12 protein-coding genes are annotated in these 15412 nt (G+C 67.8%); 4 read left to right on the top strand and 8 right to left on the bottom strand.

The genetic code is table 11. The features are described from left to right. Positions 1–123: 123 nt before the first annotated feature. The 5 genes from RKE40_RS23940 to RKE40_RS23920 form a co-directional block, all read right to left on the bottom strand. Positions 124–864: a siderophore-interacting protein gene (locus RKE40_RS23940; protein WP_316020710.1), complete on the bottom strand. Its 741-nt coding sequence runs from the start codon at positions 862–864 to the stop codon at positions 124–126. Continuing rightward, positions 861–1970, bottom strand: a complete 1110-nt coding sequence (locus RKE40_RS23935; RefSeq protein ID WP_316020709.1) for an ABC transporter substrate-binding protein — start codon at positions 1968–1970, stop codon at positions 861–863. Before RKE40_RS23935 ends, RKE40_RS23940 begins: the two co-directional genes overlap by 4 nt. A gap of 34 nt (positions 1971–2004) precedes the next feature. Continuing rightward, complete coding sequence (locus tag RKE40_RS23930; RefSeq protein ID WP_316020708.1) at positions 2005–4491, bottom strand: TonB-dependent siderophore receptor; 2487 nt, start codon at positions 4489–4491, stop codon at positions 2005–2007. A gap of 108 nt (positions 4492–4599) precedes the next feature. Further along, positions 4600–5553, bottom strand: a complete 954-nt coding sequence (locus RKE40_RS23925; RefSeq protein ID WP_316020707.1) for a FecR family protein — start codon at positions 5551–5553, stop codon at positions 4600–4602. Positions 5554–5667: 114 nt separating this feature from the next. After that, entirely contained in the window at positions 5668–6192 is a 525-nt protein-coding gene (locus RKE40_RS23920; RefSeq protein ID WP_316020706.1) for an RNA polymerase sigma factor, read from the bottom strand. A gap of 359 nt (positions 6193–6551) precedes the next feature. Between RKE40_RS23920 and RKE40_RS23915 the strand changes: the two genes are divergently transcribed. The 4 genes from RKE40_RS23915 (at position 6552) to RKE40_RS23900 (ending at position 12222) form a co-directional block, all read left to right on the top strand. Then, positions 6552–8339, top strand: coding sequence for a peptide ABC transporter substrate-binding protein (locus RKE40_RS23915; protein WP_316020705.1), 1788 nt, complete (start codon positions 6552–6554; stop codon positions 8337–8339). Positions 8340–8483: 144 nt separating this feature from the next. Continuing rightward, on the top strand, positions 8484–9443 hold the full coding sequence (locus RKE40_RS23910; protein ID WP_316020704.1) for an ABC transporter permease: 960 nt from the start codon (positions 8484–8486) through the stop codon (positions 9441–9443). Continuing rightward, positions 9409–10350, top strand: a complete 942-nt coding sequence (locus RKE40_RS23905; RefSeq protein ID WP_316020703.1) for an ABC transporter permease — start codon at positions 9409–9411, stop codon at positions 10348–10350. Before RKE40_RS23910 ends, RKE40_RS23905 begins: the two co-directional genes overlap by 35 nt. Positions 10351–10371: 21 nt before the next feature. Beyond that, on the top strand, positions 10372–12222 hold the full coding sequence (locus RKE40_RS23900; RefSeq protein WP_316020702.1) for an ABC transporter ATP-binding protein: 1851 nt from the start codon (positions 10372–10374) through the stop codon (positions 12220–12222). A gap of 53 nt (positions 12223–12275) precedes the next feature. Here RKE40_RS23900 and RKE40_RS23895 read toward each other — a convergent pair whose 3' ends face one another. The 3 genes from RKE40_RS23895 to RKE40_RS23885 are packed head-to-tail and all read right to left on the bottom strand — an operon-like array spanning position 12276 to position 15398. Beyond that, complete coding sequence (locus RKE40_RS23895) at positions 12276–14054, bottom strand: hypothetical protein (protein WP_316020701.1); 1779 nt, start codon at positions 14052–14054, stop codon at positions 12276–12278. Positions 14055–14079: 25 nt separating this feature from the next. Beyond that, positions 14080–14874 (bottom strand): aspartate dehydrogenase, encoded by a 795-nt coding sequence (locus RKE40_RS23890; protein ID WP_316020700.1) that lies wholly within the window; start codon positions 14872–14874, stop codon positions 14080–14082. 11 nt (positions 14875–14885) lie between these two features. Continuing rightward, positions 14886–15398 carry a cupin domain-containing protein gene (locus RKE40_RS23885; protein WP_316020699.1) on the bottom strand — a complete coding sequence of 171 codons (513 nt, stop codon included), beginning with the start codon at positions 15396–15398 and terminating at the stop codon, positions 14886–14888. Positions 15399–15412: the final 14 nt, after the last annotated feature.

Raw genomic sequence — 15412 nt, 5'->3', positions numbered from 1 at the left:
AGAGCGGAAAATACGCCTCGATCCGCGCCATCTGGCGCTCGCTCAACAGAAACAAATCACCCATCACGGTACCCTCCCGGACACCGTGAATCACATCTCAAACCAAATTAATAGGTCCTGAACCTAGTCGTCGACGTGATCATGACCGCCGATCCGCCCCGGCCGCCAGTAGCCCTCCGAAGCGATGCTCTCCTTCGGCAGTCCCGCCTGGACGAGGTGGTGCCGCCAGGAGCGAACATTGCTCGTCTCGCCCATCAGATAGGCCTGGCCGCGCCCGCTCGGCAGCGCCAGCGACCGCAGCGCGTCCAGTACCAGCGCATTCGGGCCGGGCGCCAGGCCATCGCGGGCGAGCCAGCGGCAGGTGAGTGTCGCCGCTGTCTCGATCGCGACCTCGTCCTGAGCCGAGGCGGTCTCGATCAGGGCGTGGACGACCGAGCCGGCGGGCATCGTCTCGAGCATGTGCAGCATCGCCGGCAGGCCGGTCTCGTCGACGCAGAACAGGTGCCAGTCGGCGCCCGCTGCAACGACGCTGCGCCCGCGCGGACCCTGCACGAGCAGCGTGTCGCCGGGGCGGGCCGCCTTTGCCCAGCTCGGCGCCGGCGTCGTCCCGTGCAGGACGAAATCGATGGCGAGCCGCTTCGCCCCCCGGTCGAACCAACGAATGGTGTAGTCGCGCCGGCCGGTCTCGCCGCCGGGCAACGGCATGCGCAGGATCAGGGCCTGGCCGGGCCGGTAGTCGAGTTGGTCGAGCGTTTCGGCCGTGAAGACGACGCGGCGCAGGCGCGGGGCGACGTCGAAGGCCTCGACGACGGAAAGATGCCATTCGTCGAGGGCAGGGCGGGTCGGCTTGGGCGTGTCGGTCATGGCAGCGAACTCCAGTAGACGCCGTCGAGCGGGAAGGGCTGGAAGCGCGCATGCAGCTCGCGCAGCAGCCCCTCGGGGTCGAGATCGGCGAAGAGGGCAGGGTGCAGCCATTTGGCGAAAGCCTGCACCGCCGCGACATTGAAAGGCGAATTATAGAAATGATGCCAGACGGCATGGGCTCGCCCATCGCGGATCGCCTGAAGTTCGGCGATCCCGGCGCGTGCCATCGAGCGTTTCAGGCTCTCCTGCGCCACGCCCGCCGGCACACCGGCACCGAGCGCGAGCCATGGTCGCGAGCCGGCGGAGGCGAGATCGCCGATTGCCGTGCCGATATAGACCTGCGGCGGGTTGGCGATAAGCCATTCGAGGCTGACCGTGCCGGCTTCGCCCGGCACCATTGCCTCGGCGATGTTGACGCCGCCGGCCGCCGTGACGAACCGGCCGATCATGCCGCGCGTCATCGTCTCGCAGCAGCTCGAATCGAGGCCGACGCGACTCTCGACGAAGACACCGACAGGAGCGGGTTTCGCTTGCGCCAGCCGCTCCGTGACCTGCGCCAGCGCGGCCCGCCAGACGGCGTTGAATTCGGCAGCCTCGCGCTCGCGGCCGAGCGCCTGCCCGAGCACCTCCATCGATCGCGGGGTATTGGCCAGCGGGTCGCTGCGGAAGTCGATGAAGAGGATGACGGTGCCGGTCGCCTCCAGAGCCCTGATAACCTCGCCGGAGCGGGTATCGGGACCATGGCCGCCAATGCCGAAGATCGCGACCTGCGGCCGGAGCGCGATCGCCCGCTCCAGGCTGAAGCTCTCCTTGGCGGTGCGGCCGATCCTGGCAATGCCGGCGATGCCCGGGAAGCGTTCGCGATAGCGGGCATAGCTCGCCGGGTCGACATTCTCGTAATCGCCCATCATGCCGACCACGCGGCCGACCGGGTCGTCCCGGTCGAGAATGGCGAGGGCGGGAATATAGCGGCCCTCGCCGATGATGATGCGCTCGACCTTGTCGGGAACGGTGACCGTCCTGCCGGCGAGGTCGGTAATCTGCTTCGCACCCGCCGAGGCGGGTGCGAGCAGGAGCGCTAGGCAAAGCAGGACGCTGCGCAGCATGGCGTTGGGCTTCCGGGTGAGCTTCGGGCGGGAGCTAGAAGTCGACCTGCGCGGAGACCACGAAGGTCCGGGGCGCGCCGACGGCCAGGAAGCCGCGCGCGGCCGATGCCCAGTACGAGGCGTCGAACACGTTCTCGACGCCGGCCCTGACCACCACCGGCTTGCCGGCCGGTCCGGTGAACGCGTAGCGCAGGCCGACGTCGAACCGCGTCCAGTCAGGCACCGACTGCGTGTTGGCCTGGTCGTAGAACATGCTGCTCGTGTAGATCATCCGGCCGGTGACGGTGAGGCCCTGCACCCAGGGAAGATCGTACTCGCCATAGAGATTGATCGCCGTTCTCGGGATGCCCGGCGCGGTCTTGCCATCGAGCAGGCCGCCTGCCGTGCTGGCGAGCTCGGCATGCATGAAGGTGACGCCGCCGAGCAGCCTCAGGCCCTGCAAGGGCTCGCCGAACATGGTGAGCTCGAGACCGCGATTGACCTGGAGGCCGCTGACCGAGAAGCGGTTCGTGGCCGGGTCGGTGAAGCCGTTGGGCTGCCGAATCTCGAAGAGCGAGGCCGTCATGGCGACGGTCCCGAAATCGTACTTGATGCCGACCTCGGTCTGCTTGTTGACGACCGGCGCGAACACCTCGCTCGCGTTGACGGCCCTCGCCGGAGGGCTCGGCCCTTCGGTCAGGCCCTCGATGTAGTTGGCATAGACGGAGAGCTTGTCGGTCGGGCGCACCAGTGCTGCGATCGCCGGGCTGAAGCGTCCTTCCTGATAGTTGGAGGCGCGCGCGCCCTGGGTGGGGACCGGGCGCGTGACGTAGCTCTTCAGGTCGATGTCCTGATAGCGCCCGCCGAGCGTGACCTGGATCCGGTCGCCGGCCATCGACAGCGTGTCGGCCACCGCGATGCTGCGCAGATTGAGGCTCGTGAAGAGCGGCTGCTGGTTGGACCTCGGGAAGCCGATCGTGCTGACCGAGCCGCGCGGCAGATGCACCGGCGCATAGATATTCGTCGGGAAGCTCGGCAGCGCGACGGGGAAGAAGCCGCGCGAGTAGTTCTCGTTGATCGCCTGCGAGGCGGAGATGTTGAACTGGTGGCTGATGAACCCGGTCTGGAATTTCGAGCGCAGGCCGACCTCGCCTGAAAAGCCCTGCAGCTCCAGCGGCATGATGGTCAGGCTGTTCGTGGCGCGGCCGTCGGAGTTGGTGATCCGGTAGTACGACGACAGGAAGTCCTCGCGATAGCGGCTGGCGCCGGCCGCGGCATAGATCGTGGTGTCAGGGAGCAAGTCGAACTCCATCCGGCCGGCGACCATGTTGTACCGGCTGTCGATGTATTCGAGCGAGCTCGAGGTGTTCTTGCGGCCGTTCGGGGCCTTGGGGATGACGATGCCGGGCGCCACCTCGTTGAACAGGGATGTCGGGGCCGTGACGTTCTGGGTCGAGTGCGCGAAGTCCAGCGAGGCCCGGAAGCGGTCGCCCCGGTAGTCGAGGCCGAGCGAGGCGTTGCCGACCTCGATGTCGTTCTTGTCCAGCGCCGTGTTGCCCTGGCGGTAGGAGCCGTTGAAGCGGACGCCCCACTCCTTCGACGCGCCGAAGCGGCGGCCGAGGTCGAGATGCGTCCAGAGCTGCGAGTCGCTGAGATAGGTGGTGGTGACGCGGGTCAGGGGCTCGTCGAAGGCGCGCTTGGGGATGAGGTTGATCGTGCCGCCGATGCGGGCGACGCCGCCGTTCAGCAGCGCGGTCGGGCCCTTCAGGATCTCGACGCGCTCGATGCCTTCGACGAAGCTGCGGCGCGGATTGGCGATGTAGGCGAGGCCGTCAAAGGCGGTGTCGAGATTGACGACCGAGAAGCCGCGAATGAAGAAGGAATCGCGCTCGCTGAACGCCGGAGCATCGTTGCGCACGGACGGGTCGTTCTGCACGACGTCGGCGAGCGACCGGGCCTGCTGGTCCCGCATCAGCTTGTCGGTATAGCCCGTCACGTTGAACGGCGTCGTCATCACCGAGCGGTTGCCGAAGAAGCCGAGCCTCGTGCCGGTCCCGACCTGGCCGCCCGCGTAGGGAACGGGAGGCTGACCGATCGTTCCGGTCGGCGGTGGCAGCCCCGCGCCGTCGACGACCACCTCGTCGAGCGCGATCGCACCGGCCGGCGCCGCACCGGCGGCGCCCGGCGCCCGCCGAGCCTCGACCGTCACCGAGCGCGCGCCGGTGAAGCGATAGGTCAGGGTCGTGCCGGCGAGCAGCTGCTGCAAGGCCGCTTCCGGGGAGGTTGCGCCCGAGACCGCGCTCGAGCGCTTGCCGGCGGCGAGCGAGGACGGCACGAAGATCTCGATCCGGGTCTGGCGCGAGAAGGCGATCAGCGCCGAGGAGAGCGGCTGCGCCGGGATCGAGATGCTGGTGCTGGCGGCCGGGGGCGTCTGGGCGAGCGCAGGGATGGAATGGAGCGAGGCGAGGGCGGAGCTGGCGAGCAGGGCCGTGACGAGCGTCGACCGCCGGAAGCGCCCGCCGGCCAAAGTTGCGTTGTTCATGTCGGCAAAGTCCCCGTCCGCAATCCTGCGGAGCGCCGCTGTGGCGCTCCCTCGCTGGGGAAGACGCTGGCGTAGCGAAAAGTAATTAGGCCGGTGCGCGGATTTTTCTCACCAGGCCACGAGGGCGGCGAAATAGCCGGTCGCGCGCAGCAGCCGCAGGTCGAGATTGCGGGCGATGGTCTCGAGCGCCGCATCGGGGCGCTTGGCGTCGAACACCGCCGTGACGCGCCGCTTGCCGAGCTCGCCGCCGAGCAGCTGGACATGACCGCGGCGGTAGCGACCAAGCTCGCTCAGCACGGTGTCGAGCGGGGCGTCGTGGAAGACGATCTGGTCCTGCCGCCAGGCCTGCACCGCATCGAGGTCGGCCATGCGGACCGGCGAGACGCCGCGTCCATCATAGCTGACCTCCTGGCCGGCACTGACGCCGACCGCCGCCCCGCCGCCGGCGCTGACTGCGACCTTGCTCTCGGTGACCACCACCGAGACCCTCTCGCTCGGCGCGATCTTGACGTCGAAGGCGGTGCCGAGCACCGCGATCTGCCCTTGTCCGGCGCTGACGACGAACGGCCGCGTCTCGTCCCTTGCGACGCTGAAGAAGGCCTCGCCGGTAACCAGCCTGACGGCGCGACGCGCGCCGTCGATTTCGACATCGATGGCACTGCCCGGCCCGAGCTCGACCCGCGAGCCGTCGGCCAGCGCGATCGTGCGGCGCTCGCCGATCGCGGTTCGGTGATCGGCGAACAGTCCCGGCGGCTGCAAGCGCAGGCTGGCCGTGACGGCGAGCAGCAGCATTGCGGCGGCGGCGAGCGGTTGCCAGAGCGGCCGCGGCCTGCGCCGGGGAGCGGTGACGACTGCGGCAGGCGTCGCGAGCTTCGGCGGCGCCAGCTGATCGAGCGCCCCCCAGATCGCTTCGAGCTCGCGCCAGGCCCGTTCATGCGCCGGGTCTGCCCTTCGCCATGCGGCAAAGGCGGCGCGATCGGCCTCCGAGGCCTGCTCGTCGCGCAGTCGGACGAACCAGGCGATGGCGGCATCGTCGATCGTGTCGGCCGGATCCGGTTCCATCAGCGGGCCGGCCCGGGCCGCGAGGCCGGTTTTCGCAGACGCATCGCGCGCCAAAACTCCATCTGGCCGCTCTTCGGCCCTGTCCTGATTCTCTAGACGATCCGGCACGGAAAACTAATTAGCGCCCAGGGAATTTTTCTCCCGCACGCGCTGCCGCAGCAGGCGCATGGCGTTGGCGAGATGGACCATTACGGTGTTGCGCGAGATCCCGAGACGCTGGGCGATCTCGGCGTAGCTCAGCTCTTCGAACTTGTGCAGCAGCAGCACCTCGCGGCTGCGCGGGGGCAGGGCGGCGAGCTCCTGCTCCAGATCCGCGAACCTTTCCTGCTCGACCAGCCGGGCTTCGGCGGACGGGCCCGGGTCGGGGATCGCCAGGGCATCCGGCTCTTCGACTGCGAACAGCAGCCTGCTGCGCTGCTCTCTTCGCCAATGGTCTATGGCAATGCTGTCGGCGGCGCGACTGAGATAAGCGCTGGGATCACGAAGCTCGGCGCGTGGCGCCCGCAGCAGGCGCAGGAAAAGCTCCTGCACGGCGTCCGCCGCCTGCGGGGCGCTGAGCCCGCGCCCGATCAGCCGCCGCCGGAGCCTGTCCTGCTCGGTTGCGTAAAGTGCGGCCACGCTGAGCGCCTCGTCGGACATCGGTCTCCACAGTCATTGCGCCCTTCGACGCCGCGCCCGCTATCGACCGATACAGGGAATAAAGTCAACAAAAACAGTAGTTTATAGAAGGTCTAATGTGTCGATTCGAGCTTGCCGGCGTGCTCCGCCGGCGGTGTCGCCGGCCCGGCCGGCAAGCGGCCCGGAACTTGCTGGTGCGAGCGGATGCCGCGCCCGCCGCGGTTTTGGTGCGTGGAGCGACGGTCGAAACCATCCCTCCGCAAGCCGCCGGTTGACGCTTTTCGCGGCACATGCCTTGCTGGCGCAGCCGACTATCAAGAATGAGGCGAAAAGCCTCGCTTTCGGAACAGACTGACCAAGGTCAGCAGAGGGGATGAGCTATGGACGACCACAAGTTGCGCGAACTGGTTGAGGGCGTGAAGGACGGTGCCATCTCGCGGCGCGCTTTCATGCGGCGAATGGCGGCTGTTGGTGTCGCCGCTCCCTTTGCATCGCAGATCCTGGCCTGGAACGGCGTCGCGATGGCGCAGGCTTCGCTCGCCTACAAGCCGACCAAGGCCGGCGGCGGCGGGCCGCTGAAGATCCTGCTCTGGCAGGCGCCGACGCTGCTCAACCCGCATTTCGCCAGCGGCACCAAGGACCAGATCGCCGGCCGCATCTTCTTCGAGCCGCTCGCAGGCTGGGACAAGGAAGGCAACCTGACACCGCAGCTCGCGGCCGAGGTGCCGACCCGCGCCAATGGCGGGCTCTCCGAAGACGGCAAGGTGGTGACCTGGAAGCTGAAGCAGGGCGTCAAATGGCATGACGGCAAGCCCTTCACCGCCGACGACGTCGTCTTCACCTGGGAATATGCCGCCGACCCGGCGACTGCCGCCTACACCACCGGCTCCTACACCAACATCAAGGTCGAGAAGGTCGACGACCACACCGTCAAGGTGATCTTCAAGGAGCCGACGCCGTTCTGGGCCGATCCCTTCGTCGGCGTCGTCGGCCAGATCCTGCCGAAGCACCATTTCGGTGAGTACAAGGGCGCCAAGTCCCGCGAGGCGCCGGCCAATCTGAAGCCGGTCGGTACCGGCCCCTACAAGTTCGTCGACTTCAAGCCGGGCGACATTCTGACCGGCGTGCGCAACGAGGACTATCACGTCAAGAACCAGCCGCATTTCGACACGATCGAGGTCAAGGGCGGCGGCGATGCGGTCTCGGCGGCCCGCGCCGTGCTGCAGACCGGCGAGTTCGACTATGCCTGGAACCTGCAGGTCGAGGACGAGGTCCTGAAGCGCATGGAAACCGGCGGCCGCGGCAAGGTCAGCGCCGTGCCGTCGGGCGACATCGAGTTCATCATCCTCAACACCACGGATCCGTGGACCGAGGTCGATGGCGAGCGCTCCAGCATCAAGACCAAGCACCCGACGCTGTCGGACCCGAAGGTGCGCGAGGCGTTCAACCTGCTGATCGACCGCGACTCGATCCAGAAGTTCATCTATGGCCGCGGCGGCACCGCGACGGCGAGCTTCGTCAACGAGCCCAAGCAGTTCAAGTCGCAGAAGCTGAAATACGAGTTCAACGTCGACAAGGCGAACAAGATCCTCGACGACGCCGGCTGGAAGCGCGGCTCGGACGGCATCCGCGAGAAGGACGGCAAGAAGCTCAAATACGTCTACCAGACCTCGATCAACGCCCCGCGCCAGAAGACGCAGGCGATCATCAAGCAGGCCGCCCAGAAGGCCGGCATCGATCTCGAGCTGAAGTCGGTGACGGCGTCGGTGTTCTTCTCCTCCGACGTCGCCAACCCCGACACCTACACCAAGCTGTATGTCGACATAGAGATGTACACCACGACGCAACCGCAGCCCGATCCGGAGCGCTTCCTCAACCAGTTCGTCTCCTGGGAGATCGCCACCAAGGAGAACAAGTGGCTGGGCCGGAACGTCTCGCGTTATTCGGACCCGGCGGCCGATGAAGCCTACAAGGCTGCGCAGAAGGAGCTCGACCCGGCCAAGCGCGCTGCGCTGCTGATCAAGGTCAACGAGATCTTCTGCGAAGCCAATGTGATCCTGCCGCTGCTCTCGCGCACCCGCGTCGCCGCCTCGGCGAGCAATTTGATGCACGACCATAGCGGCTGGGACGTCGACACCTGGAACGTGGCTGCCTGGTATCGCAGCTGAGGCCGGCTAAACCGCTCACGGATGGTCGAAACCGTCCGTGAGCGGCCCTCTGCCGCTTCCGCGCGAGTTGGTTCGGCCCGGTGGTGTCTCCTAGCCATCGACACGCGCTGCTCGCTTTAGCGACCCCGTTCACGGGAACCCTTGATGGCGACTTATCTTCTGCGGCGATTGCTGATCGCCATTCCGAGCCTGCTCGGCATCAGCCTGATCCTGTTCACGGTCCTGGCGATGGCGCCGGGCGACCCGTTCTCGGAGATGGCGACCAACCCCAACGTTCCGCCCGAGGTGCGCGAGGCGCTGCGCGCCAGCTTCGGCCTCAACGATCCGATCATGGTGCGCTACCTGCGCTGGCTCTCCGCCATGCTGCAGGGTGACTGGGGCTTCTCCTTCGCCAGCCGCATCAATGTCGACGACCTGATCCTGCAGCGCGTCCCGACCACGCTTTTCGTCGTCGGCACCTCGCAGATCCTGGCGCTGTGCGTCGCGCTGCCGGTGGGCATCTATGCGGCGACGCGGCCCTATTCGGTCTTCGACCAGATCGCCAACACGCTCGCCTTCGTCGGCTTCTCGCTGCCGACCTTCTTCACTGGCCTGCTGCTGATCCTGCTGTTCTCGATCAAGCTCGACTGGTTCCCCTTCGTCTATCGCTCCGACATCGCCGCGACCGGCTGGCGCTGGTACTGGGAGATGTTCCGCCAGGCGATCATGCCGATCACGGTGCTCGGCCTGTTCCAGGCGGCGTCCTATACCCGCTATGTCCGCTCGGCCGTGCTCGACGTGATCCGGCTCGACTACGTCACCACGGCGCGCGCCAAGGGCCTGGGCGAGAAGACCGTCACGCTGCGGCATATCACCCGCAACGCGCTGATCCCGGTCGTGACGCTCGTCGCCCTGCAGATGCCGGCGGTTTTCGGCGGTGCGATCGTCACCGAGCAGATCTTCCGGATTCCCGGCATCGGCTCGCTTTTGATCGACGCGATCCTCGCCAACGACACGCCGGTGATCATGGCCGTCACCTTCGTCTTCGCCTGCCTGGTCGTCCTCTTCAACCTCATCGCGGATCTGCTCTATGGCTGGCTCGACCCTCGCATCTCCTTCGGCTGATCCGGCTGCTGCCGCCGCCGCGGCGAGCGTATCGGTCTCGCCCGGGCGCGAAACCTGGCGGCGCTTCCGTCGCCATCGCCTGGCAATGGCAAGTACCGTCATTCTCGCCTTCCTGATCCTCGGTGTCGTTGTCGGCCCATGGATCTGGACGGTGCCGATCAATGAGATCGATTTCTCGGCGCAGCTGCAGGGGCCTTCCTGGGCGCATCCCTTCGGCACCGACGATCTCGGCCAGGATCTGCTGGCCCGCATGATGTATGGCGGGCGAATCTCGCTCGCCGTCGGGCTCGCCGCCATGGTGGTCGCGACGCTCGTCGGCGTGGTGGTCGGCGCGCTTGCCGGCATGTCGCGCCGCGGGCTCGATCCCTTCCTGATGTGGGTGACGGACCTCTTCCTGTCGCTGCCGCAGCTGCCGCTGCTGCTGCTGGTGATCTATCTCTTCCGCGAGCAGCTCAAGGCCGTCTTCGGCGTCGAGGGCGGCGTCTTCATCCTGATCGTCGTCGTCATCGGCGGCCTGCGCTGGATGCCGGTGGCGCGGCTGGTCCGGGCGCAGTTCTTTTCGCTGCGCGAGAAGGAGTTCGTCGAGGCGGCGCGGGCGCAGGGCGCGACCAAGACGCGCCAGATGGTCGTCCACATCCTGCCGAACGCGATCGGCCCGGTGATCGTCGCGGCGACCATCGAGGTCTCCTCGGCGATCATCGCGGAATCGACGCTCTCCTTCCTCGGCCTCGGCTTCCCGCCGGATATCCCGACCTGGGGGCGCCTGCTCTTCGACGCCAAGGATCATCTCGACGTCGCCCCGCACTGGGCGATGTTCCCTGGCGCCGCGATCTTCCTGACCGTGCTCTCGATCAACTTCATCGGCGACGGCCTGCGCGATGCCTTCGATCCTCGCCGCGTCATCTGAAGCCGACCGGAAAGCGACCTCATGACGACTCCAATTCTCTCCGTTTCCGGCCTGACGACCTCGTTCCGGGTCGAGGGAGCGTGGCGCTCCGTGGTCCGGGGCGCCTCCTTCGACATCGCGCCGAAGGAGACCGTGGCACTCGTCGGCGAGTCCGGCTCGGGAAAGAGCGTGAGCGCGCTCTCGATCATGCGGCTGACCCCGCCCGGCTCGAGCAAGATCGAAGGCAGCGTGAAGCTCTCGGGCAAGGAGCTTCTGACGCTGCCGGAGGCGCGGATGCGCGAGGTGCGCGGCAACGACATCGCGATGATCTTCCAGGAGCCGATGACGAGCCTGAACCCGGTGCTGACCATCGGCTTCCAGATCGCCGAGGCGCTGATGCTGCATCGCGGCCTGTCGCGTTCGGCGGCCGAGGCCGAGGTGGTCAGGCTGCTGGAGAAGGTGCGGATCCCGGCGGCGAAGGCGCGCTTCCACGACTATCCGCACCGCTTCTCCGGCGGCATGCGCCAGCGCGTGATGATCGCGATGGCGCTGGCCTGCAAGCCGAAGCTCCTGATCGCCGACGAGCCGACCACGGCTCTCGACGTGACGATCCAGGCGCAGATCCTCGAGCTGATCAAGCTGCTGCAGGAAGAGGAGGGCATGTCCGTCCTCTTCATCACCCACGACATGGGCGTGGTCGCCGAAATCGCCGACCGCACGGTCGTGATGTACAATGGCGAGCAGGTCGAGACCGGCCGGACCGAGGACATTTTCGCCAATCCGCAGAAACCCTACACCAAGGCGCTGCTCTCGGCGGTGCCGCGGCTGGGCTCGATGGAAGGGCGCCGCCGGCCGATGCGTTTCCCGGTGGTCGACCGCAAGACCGGTCTCTCGGACGTGCCGGCCGAGACGGCCGATACCGTCGCCGCGAGCGAGCGGCCGGTGCTCGAAGTCGCCAATCTGACCACGCGCTTCGAGATCCGCTCCGGGCTGCTCGGCAGTGTTTCCGGCCGGGTCCATGCGGTCGAGAACGTCTCCTTCAGCCTGCTTTCGGGCGAGACACTGGCGCTGGTAGGCGAATCCGGCTGCGGCAAGTCGACGACCGGGCGCTCGGTGATGCGCCTGATCGAGCCGCTCTCCGGCTCGGTGCTGCTCGATGGCGAGGACGTGCTGAAACTCGACCAGAAGACGCTGCGCGAGCGCCGGGTCCGCATGCAGATGATCTTCCAGGACCCGTTCGCGAGCCTCAACCCGCGCATGACGGTCGGCACCGCGGTCGCCGAGCCGCTGCTGATCAACAAGCTCGCCAACCGCCGGGAGGCGCAGGAGAAGGTCGCCGACCTGCTCCAGCGCGTCGGCCTCCAGCCCGACATGGCGAGCCGATTCCCGCACGAGTTCTCCGGCGGCCAGCGCCAGCGCATCGCGATCGCCCGGGCGCTTGCGGTCGAGCCGCGCCTCGTCGTCGCCGACGAAGCCGTCTCGGCGCTCGACGTCTCCGTGAAGGCCCAGGTCATCAACCTGATGCTCGAGCTGCAGGAGCGGATGAAGCTCGCCTACCTCTTCATCTCCCACGACATGGCGGTGGTCGAGCGCGTCAGCCATCGGGTCGCCGTGATGTATCTCGGCGAGATCGTCGAGATCGGCCCACGCGAGGCGATCTTCGGCAATCCCCAGCACCCCTATACCAAGCGGCTGCTGGCCGCGGTGCCGGTCGCCGACCCGGCCCGCCGCCACGAGAAGCGGCCGGTTTCGAACGACGAGATCAGGAGCCCGGTCCGCGCACCCGACTATGTCCCGCCGGTCCGGCAATATCGCGAGGTCTCGCCCGGCCATGCCGTGATGATCTGGGGCGAGGAATGGGAGAGGCAGGAGGCGAGGGCGTCGGCCGCCTGAGATAGCGCCGGCAAGCCCAGTCCTCCGCTTGGGTCGGCGCTGGTACGTCGGCCCTAAGGTTGCGGGCGCGCGGCCGACAATGCTGCGAGCTCGGCGACCAGCCGTTCCGGTGTCGGACAGGGGATTGCTCCGAGCCGGGCGAGGTCGTCGGTGACGTCGACTGGCAGGCCGGAGTTCGAATCCTCGGGGATCTGGTTGAGGCGGCCGCCGATGCAGACCGGCAACTTCGTGCCGGCGCGTTCGAGCGCCGCCAGAACCTCGGTCGCGAAACGCAGGGCGATGCCGTTATAGGTGCTGATCGCGATCACGTCGCAGCCATTCGCCAGGGCGATGGCGACGAGGTCGTCGGGATCGGCCGAGGTGCCGCCATCGACCGGCTCGGCTTTGAGCTGAGTCAGCAGATGCTCGATCAGGCTCTTGCCGTGCTCGTGCACGTCGCTGCTGGCGACGCAGACCTTGAGCCCCGCCTGGCCGATGCCGCTGCGAACCGGCGCCGCGACCTTGTCGAGCCAGGCTTCGGTCTCGTGGCGGAGTTCCTCGACCCATTCGGCCTCGACGAGCGCGCGGCGTCCGCCCCATGCGGCGCGGTCGAGCGCGCCGACGCCATAGAGCGCTTCCAGCCGTCGCGGGCCGATGCGGCGGAGCGCCAGCATGGTGGCGGCGGGATCGCGGATATCGACGCCGATCTGCGCCAGGCCGGCAAGGACGCGGTCGCGGAACTGGTGCGCGCCGGCGACGAGCTTTCCCGCCATCGCATCGACGGGCGCGAGATCGATCAGGGCGAGGCTGGCGGAGGCATGCTCGACGAGCTTTCCCGCGAAGGTCTGGGCGTCGATGATCTCGTCGGTGTCGGGAATGCGCTCGTTCTCGGTGACCGGCACCGGGTTGATGGCGTGGCCGCTGTGCTGCCGACGCAGCGACCAGATATCGGCCTGGAGATAGCTGGCGAGGCTGGCGAAGTTGCCGGCCGGGGTCGACTTGTAGCTGACTGTGTTGCCGAAGATCATGCTGCCGGGCGTGTCGGTCACCTGCATCAGCGCGCGATGGAAGGCGAGCCGCACCAGCGGCGCGGTGAAATGGTGCCCGTAGCAATGCGAGGCGCGGGCGCCGATCAGTTCCTCGACGATGTATTTCTCGACCAGAACCATGCCGAGCGCCGAGCTCATGTCGGAGAAAAGGCCGGCGAAGCCGTCATCGAGATTGGAGTGGACGAGAACCTCGACCGGCTGGGCCGCTATCAGTCCGAGTGCGGTCACCGTGGCCTCGGTCGTCGCGACGTCGTCGTCCCAGTCGGGCAGGCGGAAGGTGAAGTACTGGCCGAGATTGCCGACGGTGGTGACGCCCGCCGCGAGTGCCGCACGCGTGTTCTCGACGGCACCGGGCAGGCCGAGCATAAAGTCGCCGAAATGCGCTGCGGCCGGGACGACGCCGGTGATGCGGGCAAAATCCTCCGGCCCCGTCAGCACGATGCCGGTGCCCCGCGGGCGCTTGTCGCGCTCGGCGATGGGATAGCCCATCGACCAGTCGAGGGTGATGCCGAAGCGATCGACGGTGACGCCGCGCCCGGCACAGCTCTCATGCACGCTGCGGATCGCTTCCAAAGTGCGTTCGACGCTGCGAAAGCCGATATGGGCATGCTGCATGATCCGGCCTTCGGCGGCCGTGCGGCGCTTGTAATCGGCCTCACAGGCAACCTGCGCCGTATCGAGGAAGAGATTGCGGCCGACCTGCCAGTCGCGCGCCATCACGGCGCCCTCGGTCAGCAGTTCATGGCCGGGCCGCAGCCGCGGCGGGACGAGGTCGGCGAGTGGCGGCAAGACAGGCGCGGTCATCTGGCGTTCTCCACCGGCCGGCCGGCTAGACCGCGATGCGGTCGAACTGGCGGCGGATAGCGGCGGTCAGGCTCGCCGCCGTCAGGGCCGAGGTCTTCGGATTGGTTGGCGAGGGCAGGTTGACGAAGCTCAGCCGTGCGGTGCCGAGCGCGCTCGTCGCCTCGATCTCGTGCGTATTGCCGGCCGCGGCCGGGTCGGAAACGATCCTGACCGAAAGGCGGTCGTGCCCGACGGCGAGCGCGATCGTCAGCCCGACATTGAGGTTCTTCGGGTAGCGCCTGGCGGCTTCGCGCGCGGCGCCCTCGTAAAGCACGATCTCGGCCTGAGCGGCTTTCTCGGCAAGGCCGGCCGCGGCGAGCTCCGGCCCCCAGGCAGCCGGCGGCTTGCGCGAGGTGTAGCGGACTTTCGCATCCGGCGTCTCGCGCAGCGCCGCGAGATAGTCGAGGCCGCCGACCGCGCCTGAGGGAACGATCAGCCGGGCGTTTCCGGCTTGGGCGGCCTCGGCGAGGCGCAAGAGCAGGGCATTGTCGGCAAGCGCACCGGTCGAGGCCGGCAGCGCCGGGATGCCGGCGGCGAGCACTTGCGGCAACGTTTCGGCGATCGCTGCATGGCCCGCGGCCTCGACGACGAGGTCGGGGCGCCAGGCCAGCAGATCGCCAAGGCTATCGAGCGCAGCGACGCCGGCCGGCAGGCTCGCGCGGCTCGGCGAGCCCGGCCGCAGCAGGCAGGCGAAGGCAAAGCCATCGCCGCCAAGGCGGGCGTGAATGTCGCGCGCGATCGTGCCAAAGCCGATCAGCGCGAGGCGCCGCTCGCTCGCCATTCCAGCCTCCGTCAGGGCTTGCGCTGGTCGGCGGGCTGGGCCGCGAAGACCGTCTGGCGTTCGATCTCGATCACGTTCTCGGGCCGCGGGAAGTTCTCCGGCGCGGGCTCGCCGGCAGTGCGCGGGCGGCCGATCAGGCGGAAGAAGTCCTCGAGACCGTTCGGCACGATCAGCCAGACCCAGTGCAGATCCTCGGTGCCGTCGTTGATGAACATGTGGCGGCGGCTCTTGCCGACGAAGATCGCCGTGCCGGGCACGGCCGGGACATCCTTGCCGTCGAGCACGGCGCGGCCCTTGCCCTTGATGAAGTAGATGACCTCCTCGTGGCGGTCATGGCTGTGCTCGCGCACATAGCCGCCGGGCGGCACGGTCTGGGTGCCGAAGGCCAGCGGGTTGTCCATCTTGACCTTGGACGGGTCGAGCGCGACCTCGATATGGCCATTGGCCGGCACCGGCTGCCAGAAGCTGGTGGCCGTGCCGGGCTGGACGACGAAGGTCTCGCCGGGTTCGTGGACTTCGCTCATGGCGCAAGACTCCG

This window comes from Allobosea rubneri (assembly GCF_032464875.1).
Lineage (GTDB): Bacteria > Pseudomonadota > Alphaproteobacteria > Rhizobiales > Beijerinckiaceae > Allobosea > Allobosea rubneri.
This window is presented reverse-complemented; position numbering and strand designations above follow the sequence as displayed.

Excerpts from the sequence above, each read along its gene's own strand:
- RKE40_RS23885 (WP_316020699.1), bottom strand. The coding sequence starts at position 15,398 with ATGAGCGAAGTCCACGAACCCGGCGAGACCTTCGTCGTCCAGCCCGGC.
- RKE40_RS23890 (WP_316020700.1), bottom strand. The coding sequence starts at position 14,874 with ATGGCGAGCGAGCGGCGCCTCGCGCTGATCGGCTTTGGCACGATCGCG.
- RKE40_RS23920 (WP_316020706.1), bottom strand. The coding sequence starts at position 6,192 with ATGTCCGACGAGGCGCTCAGCGTGGCCGCACTTTACGCAACCGAGCAG.
- RKE40_RS23940 (WP_316020710.1), bottom strand. The coding sequence starts at position 864 with ATGACCGACACGCCCAAGCCGACCCGCCCTGCCCTCGACGAATGGCAT.
- RKE40_RS23925 (WP_316020707.1), bottom strand. The coding sequence starts at position 5,553 with ATGGAACCGGATCCGGCCGACACGATCGACGATGCCGCCATCGCCTGG.
- RKE40_RS23915 (WP_316020705.1), top strand. The coding sequence starts at position 6,552 with ATGGACGACCACAAGTTGCGCGAACTGGTTGAGGGCGTGAAGGACGGT.
- RKE40_RS23900 (WP_316020702.1), top strand. The coding sequence starts at position 10,372 with ATGACGACTCCAATTCTCTCCGTTTCCGGCCTGACGACCTCGTTCCGG.
- RKE40_RS23905 (WP_316020703.1), top strand. The coding sequence starts at position 9,409 with ATGGCTGGCTCGACCCTCGCATCTCCTTCGGCTGATCCGGCTGCTGCC.
- RKE40_RS23910 (WP_316020704.1), top strand. The coding sequence starts at position 8,484 with ATGGCGACTTATCTTCTGCGGCGATTGCTGATCGCCATTCCGAGCCTG.
- RKE40_RS23930 (WP_316020708.1), bottom strand. The coding sequence starts at position 4,491 with ATGAACAACGCAACTTTGGCCGGCGGGCGCTTCCGGCGGTCGACGCTC.
- RKE40_RS23895 (WP_316020701.1), bottom strand. The coding sequence starts at position 14,054 with ATGACCGCGCCTGTCTTGCCGCCACTCGCCGACCTCGTCCCGCCGCGG.
- RKE40_RS23935 (WP_316020709.1), bottom strand. The coding sequence starts at position 1,970 with ATGCTGCGCAGCGTCCTGCTTTGCCTAGCGCTCCTGCTCGCACCCGCC.